Source organism: Cupriavidus sp. SHE, from assembly GCF_000812445.1.
Taxonomy (GTDB): domain Bacteria; phylum Pseudomonadota; class Gammaproteobacteria; order Burkholderiales; family Burkholderiaceae; genus Cupriavidus; species Cupriavidus metallidurans.
In genome coordinates, this window is record NZ_JWMB01000042.1 from 70,505 (window position 1) to 87,583 (window position 17,079).

Genomic DNA, 17,079 nt, shown 5'->3' on the forward strand with positions numbered 1-17,079 from the left:
GTCAGCGGGTTCCTTGCTTGTCGGCGTCCACGGCGACGTTCTTGACGATGGCCTTGGCAAGGCCGGCATCCCGCGCGCGCAGGAACCCCTCCCCGAGATGGGAGAGCTGATGGGTGTCGAAGTGCGCCGACAGCGCCGAGCGAAGACCCTGCGCGTCCAGCGTGCGGTTCAGGGAGCGCTTGATCAGATGCAGGCCGAACGGCGGCGCCTTGGCGATACGGGCGGCCAGCGCATCGGTTTGCGCTTCGAGTTCGCCTTCCGCGACCACGCGATTCACCATGCCAATGCGCAACGCTTCAGCTGCATCGATCCGATCCCCAGTGAATAGCATTTCCTTGGCTTTCCTGAGCCCCATGACCCACGGATGAATCAGCACCTCGGTGGCCGCCGCGCCGAGCGAGTGGCCGACCGGATCGGAGAAGTACGCCGACTCGGAAGCCACCACCAGATCGCACATATTGGCGATCATGAAGCCGCCGGAGACGCAGGCCCCCTGCACTTGCGCGATGGTCGGCTTTGGGAAATCCCAGATGCGCATGCAGTAGTTGAAGTACCGCTCGCTTTCGTACGCCCAGCGCTCCTCCACCGTGAAGTTGGCGCGTTTCTCCTGCGCTTCCTTGAGATCGTGCCCGGCGGAGAAGTGGGCACCGCGACCGCCGATCACCACCACACGCACCGAGTCGTCGGTGGCCGCTTCGGACATGGCGTGATCCAGTTCGTCCAGCATCAGCTGGCTTTGCGCATTACGAGCGCTTTCGCGCGCCAGCCAGACGCGACGCACGGCGTCGCGCTGTTCGATTTCGATGGTGGTGTAAGGCATCCCGGCTCCTCTGTTCGATGTGGTTTGACGTCTTGGCTGTGTCGAGTGATTCCAATCGAGTGTAAAAGCAGGTATTTTCACAATACAAACACAAGCAACTGTTTTGACCACTATATGGACACCAAGAAAACCCGGAGTACGAGCGAGGGAGAGACAGAAATGCGCGATGAGGCGGTGGGAAGGAAGACCGCGGGCGCGCAAACATTGCGCCGGGGGCTGGAGATCCTGAGGCTGCTGGCCCGCCATCAGGAAGAAGGCGCGACGTTGGCGGATATCGTCACGGAAAGCGGCCTGGAACGGCCGACGGCATATCGGCTGCTCTGCTCGCTTGAGGAGGAACGCTTCGTCGAGCGCAACATCCACAGCAAGCGCTACCGGCTCGGTATCGACGCTATGCAGCTTGGCGCCGCCGCCGCGGAGAAGGCGCCGATTGTCGATCTGGTCGCGCCTCTGATGAAGAAGCTGGCTCGCGTGTCGGGCGACACGGTCTTCCTGGTGGTGCCACAAGGAGATTTCACGGTCTGCCTGCACCGCGAGGAAGGGCCGTTTCCCGTGCGCGTGTTCACGACGGTGCCGGGCCAACGCCGGCTACTTGGCATCGGCGCTGGCGGCCTCGCGCTGATGTCGGCAATGTCGGACGACGCGATCCGCGAGGTTCACAAGCGCAAGCACGCACTTTATGCCGAAGCCGGAATGCCGATCTCGCGATTACTGGCGGCGGCTGCCAGAAGCCGACGCAAGGGCTATGCGGAGATCGTGGATACCATCACCGAAGGCGTCTCCGGTGTGGGATGCGCGTTCCAGTTGCCGTTTGGCGCGTCGGCGGCCATCAGCTTCGGCGCGATCAGCAGCCGCATGAACGCAAGCCGCCGAGACGAACTCGGCGCGTTGATGGTGCGGGAGCTATCGACGATGAACCCGGCTGGATAGCGCTACGGCGTCCGGCCCATCAACGTCGACGCATCAATATCGCGCAGCGTCGGCCTGCCGAGCAATGCCATGGCGGCTTCCAGCTCGGTTTGCAGCAGCGTCAGCATATGGACCACGCCCGGCATCCCGCCGACCGCCAGCGCGTGCAGCACCGGCTGGCCCAGCAGTACCGCGGAGGCACCCAGCGCGATCGCCTTGACGATATCCGTACCGCGCCGCACGCCGCCATCGAGCAGGATCGGCACGGCACCAGCCACGGCGGCGGCAACAGCGGGCAGCACGTCGATCGTGGCGGGAAGCGTGTCGAGCACGCGGCCACCGTGATTCGACACGATGATGCCCGACACACCCGCATTCAGCGCGGCGGGCACGTCGGCCGGATTGAGCAACCCCTTGACGAGTACCGGCAACGCGGTCTGTCGGCATAGCCACTCGATGTCAGTCCAGGTAGGTGCATGGGCCAACATACCGCGAAAGACCGGACTCCCGACGCTTGCGCGAATAGGCTCGTTCGCGGCAAACCCAGCAAGATTGGCCGCGCTGACGCCATCGGGTAATCGAAACCCCGCGCGCTGCTCGGCATTGCGGATGCCGCTGACAGAAGCGTCAATCGTCACCACCAGCGCCTTGTAGCCCGCCTGCTCCGCCCTGCGGACCAGCGCCAGCGAATCCTCGCGACGTGGCTGCATGTAGAGCTGGAACCAGAGTGGCGCGGTGGATGCGCGCGCGACCTCTTCCAGCGTGACGCTGGCCTGGGTGCTGACCGTCATCCAGGTGCGGGTGAGGGACGCCCCCTGAACCGTCGCCAACTCACCGTCGGGATGAACGAGCTTGTGATACGCGGTTGGGGCAATCAGGATCGGATAGTCGAGCGTCTCGCCGAACAGTTCGGACCTGGCCGATGCCTGCGACATGTCGACAAGCGCGCGGGGCATCAGCCTGATGCGCTCGAATGCGGCGCCGTTCTCGCGCTGCGTTACTGCATCGGCCGCCGCGCCCGCGATGTAGGCGCGAATCGCCGGGTCCACCCTTTCGTGAAAGCGATATTCGTAGTCACGCAGCGAGACAGTGTCGGCGGGGATCTGCATGGGAGTCAAAGCTCTGCCCAGCGCCTGAGCAGGTTGTGATAGTGGTTGACCAGCGCGAGCACGGCGTCTTTGTCGTCGCCGAGTTGTCTGCGGACTTCCATGATCGTCAGATCGAGTTCGTAGAGCATCGTCCGCTGGCCGTCGTCCTTGACCATCGATTGCGCCCAGAAGAACGAAGCCCAGCGAGCGCCGCGCGTGACCGGAGTCACGGCGTGCAGCGACGACGCAGGATAGACCACCATGTGCCCGGCCGGCAGCTTCACCGTATGGCTACCGTACAGGTCCTTGATCACGAGTTCTCCGCCGTCGTATTCGTCGGGATCGGTCAGGAAGAGCGTGCTGGAGACATCGGCGCGGATACGCATCCCGCCGGTGCCCGGCACGGTACGGATGGCATTGTCCACGTGCGTGCCAAATGTCATGCCGCCTTCATAGCGGTTGAACATCGGCGGCAAGACACGCAGAGGCAGCGCGGCGGAGTGATACGAGGCATTGCGACCCAGCGCGGTCAGGATGAACTCGCCGAGTTCCTGTGCTACCTCGCTATCGGTGGGAATCTGCAGATTGAGCTTGGACTGGGCCGCGAGATCGCCCGCAGTGACGCGACCGTCGACCCAGTTCGAACTTTCCAGCCGTTGCCTGCAGTACCGGACTTCCTCCGGCGTGAGGACATTGGGTATCTGAATGAGCATGGCAGTTCAAGGTTTGGCGGAGCGGCGCACGTACGCCGGAAGGCGTATGGTAGCCGCTCCGTAATGCCCGCGACTTGCGTTAGAACGTCATGCCGACGTTAAACAGGAACGTCCGCCCGGATGTAGGCACGGCACGCACCGCGTTGAACGACGACTGATAGTTCAGGCGATTCGTCAGGTTGTAGGCATTGAGCGACGCGCGGAACTTGCCCTGTTTGTAGCCGATCATCGCATCGAGCGAGAAGTTATCGGGCATACGCGCAGTGTTCGCCGTGTCCGCCCAATAGGCCGACGCGTACTGGAGACCGCCACCCACTGTGAGCCGGCCCGGCAACGGCAGGATAGTGTGCGGAATGTCATAGCTGGTCCAGAGCGTCACATTGTGGCGCGAGACGCCAGGGGCGACGTTGCCAATCGAGGTAGGCGCCGTGGCCGAGGTAACGATGCCGTCCAGGTAGGCATATGCCATCGTGGCCGACCAGTTGTTCGTAATCCGCCCGCTCAGGCCAATTTCCGCGCCGCGGATGCGCCGGCCTTCACCGGAATCCGAGAAACCGTTGGTGATGTCTCCGGTGATCGGGTCAACCGTGTATGCGTTGTACTTCTTCGTCTGGAAGATCGCACCGGTCACGCCCAGGCGCTTTTCGAGGAAATCCAGCTTGGCGCCCACTTCGATTGTGTCGGCACGCTCTGGCTCGGTGTTGACGCCGTTCTGCGGCACCTCGGACTGCACGCCGCCGACCGCCACCGCGATATCGGTCCCGACCGGACGATAGGTGCGCGAGAACGACGTGTAGAACATGTAGTCCTTGGTCGGCTCCCAGATCGCGCTGATAGCCGGGCTCAGCTTCTTCGAATCGGATACGCCACCGACCGAGGACGCATTGGTCGAGTACTCGCTGCGGAAGTAGTCCCAGCGCAGGCTGCCCATCAACGAGAACTGGTCGTTGAACCAGACGCGGTCGTTGGCGAATACGCCAACGTCGATCGAGTTCGCATCGCGCGTGGTGCCGCCATAACTGACCGTCGCACCCGGGCTGTTGTAGAAAATCGGGTTCATGACGGTCTGGTTGTTCATGCGGCCCGTCCACGTGCCCATGTCGCGATGGTCACGCTGGTAGATCGTATCCAGGCCAACCATGGCCTTGTGACGGAAGCTACCAGTATGGAACTCGCCCTTGGCGCTCAGCACGTTCTGAATGCCCCAGCCGCGCTGCAGATAGGTGGAGCCGCCGCCCGCGCCGTACGCCAGACTCACGTTGCCGCCCGCCAGCAACCGCTGCAGGCTCGCGTAGTTGAGCGACGCCGGGTTGGTTGACGAGAAATCGCGCTCGTAGAAGCTGAAGCGCGTGTCGTTGTTGATGGTGATGCCGTTGTCGAGTCGTTTCATGAACGACGACGAGACGATATGGGCGTCGGTGATGTCCCGGTCGGTATTGCGGACGTAGGACGTCGACGACGCGTAGCCCGGTACGTTGTACTCGGGCAGCGGACGGAAGATGCCATCCGCACCCTGCGCCAGCGGCACGCCGTAGTCCGGCGCGCCGCTGCGGTGCAGGTAGGAGTAATTCAGGTGCCATTCCGTGCTGGTGCCCAGGCCGGTGCCGAAATCGATGGCGAAACCGCGACGGTCGTCATCGACATGGTCACGATCCGCGACACGGCCATTCTGGAACACGCCGTTGATACGTACCGCGGACGTATCGTTCAGGCGGATATTGCTGTCGACCGTCGTGCGGTACGTCGACGCCGAACCGACGCCCTGGTCGATGCTGGTGCTCGTGTTCAGGTTCGCCCGCTTGGTCGACTGGTTGATCAGACCACCGATATTGCCCACGCCGAAGGTCTCACCCGACGGTCCCTTGATCACTTCCACGCTTTCGGTGTTGAAGCTGTCGCGCTTGTATGCGCCGAAGTCCCGCAGACCATCGACATAGATGTCGCCCTTGGCGGAAAGGCCACGAATGCGGAACTGGTCGCCGTTCTGCCCGCCGTTGCCCTCACCCGTGGAAATCGTAATACCCGGCACGTTCTTCAGGATCTGCTCGAGGGAAGTGGCCTGCTGCTGCTCGATGACCTCCTTGGGCACGACGTTGATCGTCTTGGGCGTTTCCTTGATGGTCTCCGGCAGACGCGACATCCCTGTCGGTGCGTCATTGGTGTTTGGAACACCCTTGCCCGTTACCGTGACGGACGGCAGCACATTTCTGTCGTCGGCCGATCCAGCCGAACTCTGACCTTCAGGCGCGGTTTGCGCATGTGCGACCAGTGGAACAGCGGACACGGAGATTGCCAGACCGGCTGAGGCCGCGCCAGAAACCAGCACGCGGATGGCACTCGATAGGATTTTTTGCTGCACGGAAGACTCCAGCATGAATGACTTGAAATGACGTTCAGTGCTGCCGCGCCAGTCGAAGTCAGGCCGCGATCCAGCTTCGATCGCGGCCACCTCATTGCGGGAATGCGGTGTTGCAAGGCAAAGGGATACCCACTCGCGTCCGGGTGGGACGCGAGAACGTTTTCACTCTCGTGGAATGGCGGGTCACGGCCAGCCGGAACAGCTGGCGCTGGCCTTGGCCCTTGTCAGGCGGGTGTTCGCATTTGCGATTGAATCAAGTGACGGCAGGAAGCACAGACTTGTAAATGTAAATTATTCGCATTTACATTGTCAACCATCAAGCACTCTGGTTGACCTTGGATGCAGACATTTGGAGCCTGAATCGAACGCCGCGCGGCGTCCTCCACCGAACGGCTTCCTGCGTCCCGCCCGGACCTCGTCGTGGTCCGGGCGGTTCAAGCCACATCAAATCAATACTGTTGCCAGACGCCCCCGGCGAAGGTCCAGCCGCCGCCACTGCGATACCAGTGCCCGGGCACCCAGAAAGCGGTGTCGCGCCGCGCTTCCCAATGGCCGGCGACCCATTCATGCCGGCTGCCTGACCACCGCCAGTACCCGCCAATCCAGACATGCCCTGGACCGGGCGGTGGCGGCATGACTTCCACGCGTGGCATTGGCGGCGGCACGTTCACGACGATCGGCGCCACACGGGCCTGCTGCACCAGCTCCACCCAGCGCCCGGGATGGAACACCCATTCGCCATGCTCGTCACTCCAGTGCGCGCGCTGGTACACCATGTTCACGCGCGCCTGCTCCCAATGCCCGCCGTTCCATGCATAGCGGCCGCCCTTCCAGGCCCAGTGTCCGGGAATCCAGTAGGCGTCGACATATGGGGCCGGAGGAATCTCCTCGACGATCGGCGCCGGCGGCGCCTGGGTAATGCGTTGCACTTCGACGCGCTCGACATGACGCGGCGGCTCGACGACACAACCGCTCAGGCCGGCGGCCGCAACGCAAACGGCCGAGAGCAGAACAGTGCCGGGAAGTGAAAGACGAGAAGACATCGGGGCGATCCTCCAGAGTTATGTGCCCATAACGGGAGGCGCCGAAACCACGATGACAGACTTACAAACGGTTGCATCGATGTCAGGCCGCACACCGAAGCCTGAAAGCAAAAAGCCCCGCCATCAAGGCGGGGCAAGCACTTCCATGGAGCTACCTGAATTGACCCCCCACAGATTGCGGAGCCGGGTGTGTGCGGCAAGCACACGGCGATCACTCGGCCGTGATCTTGCCCTGCTCGATCACGGTCTTCCACCGCTTGAGCTCCTGCGTCTCGAACTCCGCGAATTGCTCGGGAGAGTTCCCCACGACCTCGAAGCCCTGCTCATTGAGCTTCTGCTGCATCTTCGCGTCCTTGAGCGCCGTCACGATGGCCCCATGCAGGCGCGATTTCACGTCGGCAGGCAGGCCCTTCGGCGCCGCCACGCCCTGCCACGAGTACACCTCCACGTCCTTCACGCCGCCCTCGGCCATCGTCGGCACGTTCGGCAACACGGCCGACCGCTTGTCTGACGTCACGGCCAGCGCGCGCAGTTTGCCCGAGCGGATGTGCTGAAGCACCGCATTGATGTTCTGGAAGGACACGTCCACCTGGCCGGCCAGCAGATCCGAGATCGCGGGCGCGCCGCCCTTGTACGGCACATGCAGGCCATCCGTGCCGCTCTTCTGCCAGAACAGCGCCGCGGTCAAATGGTCGGACGAACCGGCCCCCGACGTCGCGAAACTGACCTTGCCCGGGTTCTTCTTCATGTAGGCCACCAGTTCTTGCAGCGTCTTGGCCGGGAAGTTCGGGTTGGCGACCAGCACATTGGGCGCGCGCACGGCCACGGTGAGCAAGTCGAAATCCTTGGCCGGGTCGTACTGCAGGTTCTTCTGCAGGAACGGATTGACGGCATAGACGCCGATCGACGCCACCATCATCGTGTAGCCATCAGCGGGCGCGCGCTTGACGAACGTCGCGCCGATCGCGCCGGTGGCGCCCGGTCGGTTGTCGATCACGAACGGCTGACCAAGCTTCTCGTTGAGCGGGGCCGCCAGCATCCGCGCGATGGTGTCGGTGGAACCGCCAGCCGGGAACGGCACGACCACCGTGATGGCCTTCTGCGGCCACGCGGTGGTCGCGGTGGTGTTCGCCAGCGCGGTGGTGCTTACGGTCGCCCCGGCGGCAAATGCGAGGGCCACGCCGAGGCAGCGGCGCAGCAACGTGGACGGGCGGGACACGCGCTGCGTGCCCCCTTGCGCCGCAATGGGCGAGAGTGTCTGGAACATCGTTTGTCTCCTGCTTTGACGAAAAGCGTTTGGCTTGTTGTTATCTGTCTGTCGTGGCGAAACACCCACTGCCCCCGCCACGTTGCATGGCCCGTCAGCGCACCATGCAGGGCATCTTGTTGTTGAACTTCCAGCCCGGGATCAGGAACTGCATCGCGATCGCATCGTCACGCGCGCCGAGTCCCTTTTCCTGATAGAGGCGATTGGCGCGCGCGAGCGCATCCATATCCAGCTCCACACCCAGGCCAGGTGTCTTCGGTACCTGCACCAGGCCACCTTCGATCCTGAGCGGGTTGCGCGTCAGGTGCTCGCCGTCCTGCCAGATCCAGTGCGTGTCGATTGCCGTCACGCGGCCCGGCGCGGCGGCGGCCACATGCGTGAACATGGCCAATGAAATATCGAAGTGATTGTTCGAGTGCGAGCCCCAGGTCAGCCCCCACTCCGCGCACATCTGCGCCACGCGGACAGAGCCCTGCATGGTCCAGAAGTGCGGATCGGCCAGCGGAATGTCGACCGAATGCAGGCGCACCGCATGACCCATCTGACGCCAGTCGGTGGCGATCATGTTGGTGGCCGTAGGTAGTCCGGTGGCAGTGCGGAACTCGGCCATGATCTCGCGGCCCGAATAGCCGTCCTCGGCGCCGCAGGGATCCTCCGCATAGGCCAGCACGCCATGCTTGTCGCGGCAGAGGCGGATCGCGTCGGCCAGCAGCCAGCCGCCGTTCGGGTCGAGCGTGACGCGTGCTTTCGGAAAACGCTCATGCAGCGCGAGGATCGCCTCCATTTCCTCGTCACCGCTCAGCACGCCACCCTTGAGCTTGAAATCGTTGAAGCCGTAGCGCTCGTACGCGGCCTCGGCCAATCGCACCACGCCTTTCGCATCCATCGCCACTTCATTGCGCAGGCGGAACCATTCGTTGTCCGCATTGGGCTCGGTGCGATAGTCAAGCGTCGTACGCTGGCGATCACCGACGTAGAACAGGTAGCCCAGCATCTCCACCGCGTCGCGCTGCTGGCCTTCGCCGAGCAGGGCCGCCACGGGCACCTGGAGGTGCTTGCCGAGCAGATCGAGCAGCGCGGCTTCGAGCGCCGTCACGGCATGAATCGTGATGCGCAGGTCGAAGGTCTGCAGACCACGTCCCCCGGCATCGCGGCTCGCGAACGTGGCTCGAACCTTGTTCAGCATCGCCTGATACTGGCCGATCGGTTGACCAACCACGAGCGGGCGCGCGTCCTCGAGCGTCTTGCGAATGCCCTCGCCGCCCGGCACTTCGCCAACGCCGGTATTGCCGGCGCTGTCGCGCAGGATCACGATGTTGCGGGTGAAGTACGGGCCGTGAGCCCCCGACAGGTTCATCAGCATGCTGTCGTGGCCGGCGACGGGGACAACGGTCAGTTCAGTGACGACAGGCGTGGCACCAGCGGCGCCTTGAAGGGAAGCGGCATTCATGTCGGTTGTCTCCGGGCCGGCGCTGCCACAACGTGAGGGTAGCTGCAAGCACCTGTGTGTTATCGGTCGTCGTATGACTTATGACGAAGTATAATGAGCGCATCACTACACGGTCAACAACCAGTGATCGCCACTGGCCAAGATCCAAGATATCTGCCCGCCATGTCCAATGCCCCGCTGACTTCGCCCGCTCCCCTGCGCCGCCGTGGCCGCACGCTCGCCGAAGAGGTGGTCGGCAGCCTGACCGAAAACATCCAGCAGGGCCAGCTCAAACCGGGCGACAAACTCCCGACCGAATCCGAAATCATGGCCAGGCTCGGCGTGAGCCGCACAGTGGTGCGCGAGGCGCTATCACGGCTGCAGGCCAGCGGCATGGTGGAAACGCGCCACGGCATCGGCACTTTTGTCCTGAATCGCCCCGCGGAAACGCAATCGCCGTTCCGCATCGACCCTTCGGCCATTGTCACGGCGATGGATGTGCTGGCAATGCTGGAATTCCGCGTCAGCCTGGAAGCCGAAGCAGCCAGCCTGGCTGCCACGCGCCGCAGTGACGACCAACTACGGGCAATTCGCCGGGCACTCGACGACATCAAGCACAGCGCGCTGGAGGGTAGCGATGCGGTAGGCGCCGATTTCGAGTTTCATCTGTCTATCGCACGCGCCACGGGCAACCGATACTTCACGGACATCATGGGCCACCTCGGCACGATGGTGATCCCGCGCAGCCGCTTGCAAGTCAGTCAGCCCGAGCGCGAGCAGTATCTGGAACGCGTGAACTTCGAGCACGAGAGCATCTACGACGCCATCGAGCGACGCGACCCGGAAGCCGCCAAGGCTGCCATGCGGATGCACCTGACCAATAGCCGGGAGCGTTTGCGCAAGGCATCTGCAATGGCGGGATCGGCGGCCTAAGGCACGCCCGCTATATGTTGCCCGCGGGGGAATCCCTACGGGCGACGCGGTTGCGGCATGCCGCTCCATGTCATATGATGTCTTACGACAAAATCACTTCGAGCCTGATGTGACGGCCACGCTGGCCGCCATGCCAATCCCTCCTCACCCGCAGGACCCAAGATCATGACGATTACCGGCGAAATGCTGATCGGCGCGAGCGCCGTGCGCGGCACAGACGAGACGTTTTACGGGATCAACCCGGCCACCGGCGAGCAACTCGAACCGGCATTCCACAGCGGCAATGCCAACGACGTCGAGCGCGCCTGCGTGCTGGCGGAGGCGGCGTTCGATGCCTATCGCGCCACCACGCCCGAACAACGCGCCCAATTCCTGGAGTCGATTGCCGACGCCATCGAAGCCATTGGCGACGAACTGATCCAGCGCGCGCACGCCGAAACGGCACTGCCGCTCGCCCGCCTCCAGGGCGAGCGCGGCCGAACCACCGGCCAGTTGCGCCTGTTCGCCCGGGTGCTGCGCGACGGCCGCTGGCAGGATGCCACGCTCGACAGCGCCCTGCCCGAGCGCACCCCGCCGCGCCCCGACCTGCGGATGCAGAAGATCGCGGTCGGTCCCGTGGCCGTGTTCGGCGCCAGCAACTTCCCGCTGGCGTTCTCGGTGGCTGGCGGCGACACGGCGTCCGCGCTGGCCGCCGGTTGTCCGGTGGTTGCCAAGGCCCACCCCGCTCACCCCGGCACTTCCGAACTGGTTGGCCGCGCCATCCAGAAGGCCGTGGCCGACAGCGGTCTGCCTGAAGGCGTGTTCTCGCTCGTAATGGGTGTCGGTAATGCGATCGGCACGGCGCTGGTTGCCCACCCTGCCATCCAGGCGGTCGGGTTTACCGGATCGCGCACCGGTGGGCTGGCCCTGATGAACGTGGCCAACACGCGCCCGCAGCCGATCCCGGTCTATGCCGAGATGAGCAGCATCAACCCCGTATACCTGCTGCCCGAAGCCTTGGCCGCGCGCGGCGAACAGATTGCCCGCGACCTGATCGACTCGCTGGTGCTCGGCGTCGGCCAGTTCTGCACGAACCCCGGCTTGCTGCTGGCCATCGAAGGTCCGGCCCTCGAGGCATTCCGCGCGACTGCCCTGGCCGCGCTGACCGGCAAATCCGCCGCCACCATGCTGACGCCGGGCATCCACCAGGCGTTCGAACGTGGCGTCACGCAACTCTCCGATATCGCCGGGCTCTCGCGTGCGGCCTGCGGACTGGATGCGACGGGCCCGAACCAGGCGCGCCCGGTATTCTTCGAGACCTCGGCGGAGCAGTTCATTGCCGACCACCGCATGCACGTCGAAGTCTTCGGCCCGTCCACGGTACTGGTCACCTGCAAGGATGCCGAGGCCCTGCTAGCCGTGACGCGCATCCTGGAAGGCCAGCTCACCGCCACGGTGCAGGCGGATGCCGGCGACCACGCACTGGCGGCCCGCCTGCTCCCCGCGCTGGAGCGCAAGGTCGGTCGTGTGCTGTTCAATGGCTTCCCGACCGGCGTGGAAGTGTCGTTCGCGATGGTCCACGGTGGCCCGTTCCCGGCCACGTCGGACACGCGCACAACCTCGGTGGGCGCTAGCGCGATCGACCGGTTCCTGCGTCCGGTGTGCTACCAGAACGTGCCGGCTGACCTGCTGCCGCAAGCCGTGCAGGACAGCAACCCGCTAAACCTGTGGCGACTGAAGGACGGCGAACTCGGCCGCGCCTGATCTGTCGACTTCGCAGTAAAAAACGGCTGCTCACGCAGCCGTTTTTTTATTTCTCGAGAAAGGCCTTCCGTTACGGGAGGCTTTTCTCACTGGTGCCGACGGGGATCAGACCTTCGCCGACACCCACTCCGTCACGCCAGCCAGCGCCTTCGGCAGATTTGCCGGATCGGTGCCGCCTGCCTGGGCCATGTCCGGACGGCCACCGCCCTTGCCGCCCACTTGCTGGGCAACGAAGTTGACCAGTTCGCCGGCCTTGACCTTCGACGTGGCGTCGGCGGTCACACCCGCGATCAGGCTCACCTTGCCGTCAGCCACAGCCGCCAGCACGATGGCCGCGCTCTGCAGCTTGTCCTTCAGCTTGTCCATCGTTTCGCGCAGCGTCTTCACGTCGGCGCCGTCGAGCTGGGCAGCCAGCACCTTCAGGCCCTTGACGTCCACGGCCTGCGCGGCGAGTTCATCGCCTTGCGACGAAGCCAGCTTGCTCTTGAGCTTTTCCAGTTCCTTCTCGAGCGCGCGAACCTGGTCCTGCACCTGGCCGATGCGCGGCACCAGCTCCGAAGGCTGCGCGCGCAGCGCGGCGGCGGCTTCGTTGAGACGGGCGTCGAGCGATTGCAGGTAGTGCAGCGCGTTGTCGCCGGTGATAGCCTCCACGCGGCGGATGCCAGCGGCCACGCCAGCTTCCACGACGATCTTGAACAGGCCAATGTCCCCGGTGCGGGTCACGTGCGTACCGCCGCAGAGTTCCTTCGACGTACCGATTGCCAGCACACGCACATCGTCAGCGTACTTCTCGCCGAACAGTGCCATCGCGCCGCTCTTGACCGCGTCGTCGAACGGCATGACCTGTGCCACGGTCGGCGCATTGCTCAGGATCTCGGCGTTGACGATCTCTTCGATCTGGCGGATCTGTGCGTCGGTCAGCGGCGCGTTGTGCGAGAAATCGAAGCGGGTCTTGTCCGGATCGACCAGCGAGCCCTTCTGCTGCACGTGGGTGCCCAGCACTTCGCGCAGCGCCTTGTGCATCAGGTGGGTAGCCGAGTGGTTGCGCACGGTGCGGGCGCGGCGGACCGCGTCGACCTGTGCCGCCACGGTATCGCCCACCTTGAGCGCGCCATTGGCCAGCGTGCCCTGATGACCGAACACGTCGGACTGGATCTTGGTGGTATCCGCCACGGCGAACACGGCCGGGCCCGACACCAGCGTGCCCTGATCGCCCACCTGACCGCCCGACTCGGCATAGAACGGCGTGTTGTCCAGCACAACTACACCGCTCTGGCCCGGCTGCATCGTGTCGACCGATGCGCCATCAACGTACAACGCGGTCACGCGCACGCCATCCATCGAGAGCGAGTCGTAGCCGTGGAACACGGTCTTCTCGCCCGAGTATTCGAGACCTGCGGCCATCTTGAACTTGCCGGCCGCACGGGCCTGTTCGCGCTGGCGGGTCATCGCGGCGTCGAACGCCGCTTCGTCCACCGTGATCTCCTGCTCGCGCGCCACGTCCTGCGTCAGGTCGAGCGGGAAGCCGAACGTATCGTGCAGCTTGAACGCCAGTTCGCCGTCGAGCACCTTGCCGCCCTTGGCCTTCAGGTCCGCCACGGCGGCGTCGAGGATCGACATGCCGTTTTCGATGGTTTCGAAGAAGCGTTCTTCCTCGGCCTTCAGCACTTCCACCACGCGCGACTGGGCTTCGGCCAGTTCCGGATAGGCTTCGCCCATCTGCGCGACGAGGTCGCCCACGAGCTTGTGGAAGAACGGCGTCTTCTGACCGAGCTTGTAGCCATGACGAATCGCGCGACGCACGATACGGCGCAGCACATAGCCACGGCCTTCGTTGCCCGGAATCACGCCGTCGACGATCAGGAACGAGCAGGCGCGGATGTGGTCGGCGATGACCTTCAGCGAATTCTGGTTCAGGTCCGCGATATGCGTTTCACGGCCGGCGCCCTTGATCAGTGCCTGGAACAGATCGATCTCGTAGTTGCTGTGCACGTGCTGCAGCACGGCGGCAATACGCTCCAGGCCCATGCCGGTGTCCACGCACGGCTTGGGCAGCGGCGTCATGGTGCCCTGCTCGTCGCGGTTGAACTGCATGAACACCAGGTTCCAGATCTCGATGTAGCGGTCGCCGTCTTCTTCCGGCGATCCCGGGGGGCCGCCCCACACGTCCGGACCGTGGTCGTAGAAGATTTCCGAGCACGGGCCGCACGGGCCGGTGTCGGCCATCTGCCAGAAGTTGTCCGACGCGTAGCGCGCGCCCTTGTTGTCGCCGATGCGCACGATGCGGTCGGCCGGCACGCCCACTTCCTTGGCCCAGATGTCGTAAGCCTCGTCGTCCTCGGCGTAGACCGTGACCCAGAGCTTATCGGCGGGGAGCTGGTAGACCTTGGTCAGCAGTTCCCACGCGTACTGGATGGCCTCGCGCTTGAAGTAGTCGCCGAACGAGAAATTGCCCAGCATTTCGAAGAACGTGTGGTGACGTGCCGTGTAACCCACATTCTCGAGGTCGTTGTGCTTGCCGCCGGCGCGCACCGAGCGCTGCGACGACGTGGCGCGCACGTAGGGACGCTTGTCAGTGCCGAGGAACACGTCCTTGAACTGCACCATGCCCGAATTGGTAAACAGCAGCGTCGGGTCGTTCGCCGGCACCAGGCTGGACGAGCGGACCACCGTGTGGCCCTTCGACTCGAAGAACTGAAGGAACTTGCTGCGAATGTCGGAGACTTTCATGTTGTGCGGGCGCAGCCGGCGTCGAGGCACGGCGCAGTCAGTCAGGTTGGATTTGCAAACCGTTGATTATACGGGGAAGGCCCGTCCCGGGGCAGTGGTGGGCAGGTGTCCGTCGGCAAGCGCCCTGGCAGGCAGACGGCTGTCCGATTATCGCCCAAGGATCTTCCCTCGGGATTCCGCGCAGGGACATCGCCCGACTGCCCCGGTGATAGAGTGCTGGCTCTTTCGACCCTGCCTGCCGCCATCGCCATGGGAGCTTTAAGCCATCTTCGCGTCCTCGACCTGACCCGCGTGCTCGCGGGCCCGTGGTGCGCCCAGAATCTTGCCGATTTCGGCGCCGACGTGATCAAGATCGAGCGCCCCGGCGCCGGTGACGACACCCGCATTTGGGGCCCACCCTGGCTCAAGACCCCCGAGGGTGAAGACACGGCCGAGGCCGCCTACTATCTGGCGGCCAACCGCAACAAGCGTTCGGTGACGTGCGACATCAGCACGCCGGAGGGGCAGCAACTCGTGCGCGACCTGGCCGCGCAGAGCGATGTGGTGCTCGAAAACTACAAGGTCGGACAACTCAAGAAGTATGGCCTCGATTATGAATCGCTCAAAGCGATCAAGCCGGACCTGATCTACTGCTCGGTCACCGGCTTCGGACAGACCGGCCCCTACGCCCAGCGCCCGGGCTACGATTTCATCATCCAGGGCATGGGTGGTTTCATGAGCATCACCGGCGAGCGCGACGACCTGCCCGGCGGCGGCCCGCAGAAAGCTGGCGTGGCGATCTCCGACCTCATGACGGGCCAGTACGCCACCATCGCCGTGCTGGCCGCGCTGGCCCATCGCGACCGTACCGGCGAAGGCCAGTACATCGACATGGCGCTGCTGGACGTGCAGGTGTCGATGCTGGCGAACATGAACACCAACTACCTGGCCAGCGGCGTCCCGCCGAAGCGCTGGGGCAACGCGCACCCGAACATCGTCCCTTACCAGACGTTCCAGGCCGCCGATGGATGGCTCATCGTCGCGGTGGGCAACGACGGCCAGTTCCGCAAGTTCGTCACCGCCGGCGGCCGCCCCGAGTTGGCCGACGACCCGCGCTTCGCCACCAATCCGCAGCGCGTGGCGCACCGCGACGTGCTGGTACCGATCCTGGCCGAGATGGTGGCGCCGCGCACGCGTGAACAGTGGATTCTGGACCTGGAGCGCGCCAGCGTGCCGTGCGGGCCGATCAACACGCTCGACGAGGTCTTCGAGAACGAGCAGGTGGTGGCGCGTGGCCTGCGCGTGGACCTGCCCCACCCCTCGGCTGGCACGGTCAAGCTGGTGGGCAGCCCGATGAAGATGAGCGCCACGCCGACCGAGGCGCTGCGCCATCCGCCGTTGCTCGGGGAGCACACGGATGTGGTGCTTGGCGAGACACTCGGCTACAGTGCCGAACACATCGCCGCCCTGCGCAACAAGGGCGTGGTCTGACCTGCCCCGCCCACGCTTTTCGCCATTGACTTGACCGCACCCGCTCCGGCGGGTGCGCGCAGCCGGTGATCATGACGTTTCCCCAACTCTGAGGAGAATGCATGCTGACCGACGCCTTGCTCGCGTTCCTGCACTTCACGGCGATTTTCGTCCTTGTCACGCTGATGGCCGCCGAGGCCGTCGTGCTGCGCCCGGACATGCCGCCTTCCGCCGTGCGCCGCCTGTCCCAATACGACTTCTTCTATTTCCTGTCGGCGATGGTGGTGCTGGCCACCGGGCTGTTGCGCCTGTTCTATGGCGCCAAGGGTGTGGACTTCTATCTGCACAACCCGTGGTTCCACGCCAAGATCACCGTGTTCGTGCTGATCGCGCTGGCCACGCTGCCACCGACGTTTGCCTTCGCGCGGTGGCGCAAGCAGTCGCTGAAGCTACCCGAGTTCGTGCCGACTCCGGCCGAAATCAAGAAGGTGCGCCGCTGGGTCATGATCGAAGCGCACGCGTTCATCCTGCTACCGCTTTGCGCGGTGATGATGGCGCGCGGCATCGGCATCCACTGAGACCTCGACGGGCCGCGC

13 protein-coding genes are annotated in these 17,079 nt (G+C 64.4%); 5 read left to right on the plus strand and 8 right to left on the minus strand.

The window, feature by feature from the left end:
• Position 1: 1 nt before the first annotated feature.
• Positions 2-820 carry an enoyl-CoA hydratase gene (locus tag RN01_RS20595; protein WP_008646053.1) on the minus strand — a complete coding sequence of 273 codons (819 nt, stop codon included), beginning with the start codon at positions 818-820 and terminating at the stop codon, positions 2-4.
• Between the two features lie 159 nt (positions 821-979).
• On the opposite strand from RN01_RS20595, the gene RN01_RS20600 reads away from it, so the two are divergent.
• Entirely contained in the window at positions 980-1,750 is a 771-nt protein-coding gene (locus RN01_RS20600; protein ID WP_017516142.1) for an IclR family transcriptional regulator, read from the plus strand.
• A 2-nt stretch (positions 1,751-1,752) separates the two neighbouring features.
• On the opposite strand, the gene RN01_RS20605 is transcribed toward RN01_RS20600, so the two are convergent.
• The 6 genes from RN01_RS20605 to gudD all read right to left on the minus strand — a co-directional run bounded on the left by RN01_RS20605 (position 1,753) and on the right by gudD (position 9,649).
• Entirely contained in the window at positions 1,753-2,838 is a 1,086-nt protein-coding gene (locus RN01_RS20605; protein ID WP_029699543.1) for an alpha-hydroxy acid oxidase, read from the minus strand.
• A 5-nt stretch (positions 2,839-2,843) separates the two neighbouring features.
• Entirely contained in the window at positions 2,844-3,530 is a 687-nt protein-coding gene (locus RN01_RS20610; protein WP_017514173.1) for a Fe2+-dependent dioxygenase, read from the minus strand.
• 79 nt (positions 3,531-3,609) lie between these two features.
• A complete protein-coding gene (locus RN01_RS20615; RefSeq protein WP_024569092.1) occupies positions 3,610-5,889 on the minus strand; it encodes a TonB-dependent siderophore receptor in 2,280 nt (759 codons plus the stop codon).
• Between the two features lie 449 nt (positions 5,890-6,338).
• Positions 6,339-6,932 (minus strand): YXWGXW repeat-containing protein, encoded by a 594-nt coding sequence (locus tag RN01_RS20620; RefSeq protein WP_017514175.1) that lies wholly within the window; start codon positions 6,930-6,932, stop codon positions 6,339-6,341.
• A gap of 211 nt (positions 6,933-7,143) precedes the next feature.
• Positions 7,144-8,199 carry a tripartite tricarboxylate transporter substrate binding protein gene (locus tag RN01_RS20625; protein WP_029699542.1) on the minus strand — a complete coding sequence of 352 codons (1,056 nt, stop codon included), beginning with the start codon at positions 8,197-8,199 and terminating at the stop codon, positions 7,144-7,146.
• Between the two features lie 94 nt (positions 8,200-8,293).
• Complete coding sequence (gudD, locus tag RN01_RS20630) at positions 8,294-9,649, minus strand: glucarate dehydratase (protein ID WP_024569090.1); 1,356 nt, start codon at positions 9,647-9,649, stop codon at positions 8,294-8,296.
• A 162-nt stretch (positions 9,650-9,811) separates the two neighbouring features.
• Between gudD and RN01_RS20635 the strand changes: the two genes are divergently transcribed.
• Together RN01_RS20635 and RN01_RS20640 are read left to right on the plus strand one after the other, a co-directional pair.
• The gene (locus tag RN01_RS20635; RefSeq protein ID WP_008646042.1) at positions 9,812-10,561 is read left to right on the plus strand and encodes a FadR/GntR family transcriptional regulator; all 750 of its coding nucleotides are present in this window, start codon (positions 9,812-9,814) and stop codon (positions 10,559-10,561) included.
• A 165-nt stretch (positions 10,562-10,726) separates the two neighbouring features.
• Positions 10,727-12,304 (plus strand): aldehyde dehydrogenase (NADP(+)), encoded by a 1,578-nt coding sequence (locus tag RN01_RS20640; protein WP_024569089.1) that lies wholly within the window; start codon positions 10,727-10,729, stop codon positions 12,302-12,304.
• 105 nt (positions 12,305-12,409) lie between these two features.
• Here RN01_RS20640 and alaS read toward each other — a convergent pair whose 3' ends face one another.
• On the minus strand, positions 12,410-15,034 hold the full coding sequence (alaS, locus tag RN01_RS20645) for an alanine--tRNA ligase (RefSeq protein ID WP_024569088.1): 2,625 nt from the start codon (positions 15,032-15,034) through the stop codon (positions 12,410-12,412).
• A 249-nt stretch (positions 15,035-15,283) separates the two neighbouring features.
• Here alaS and RN01_RS20650 point away from each other — a divergent pair, with 249 nt between their 5' ends.
• Together RN01_RS20650 and RN01_RS20655 are read left to right on the plus strand one after the other, a co-directional pair.
• Entirely contained in the window at positions 15,284-16,504 is a 1,221-nt protein-coding gene (locus tag RN01_RS20650; protein ID WP_008647133.1) for a CaiB/BaiF CoA-transferase family protein, read from the plus strand.
• Positions 16,505-16,605: 101 nt separating this feature from the next.
• Entirely contained in the window at positions 16,606-17,061 is a 456-nt protein-coding gene (locus RN01_RS20655; RefSeq protein ID WP_011515658.1) for a DUF2214 family protein, read from the plus strand.
• Positions 17,062-17,079 lie beyond the last annotated feature (18 nt).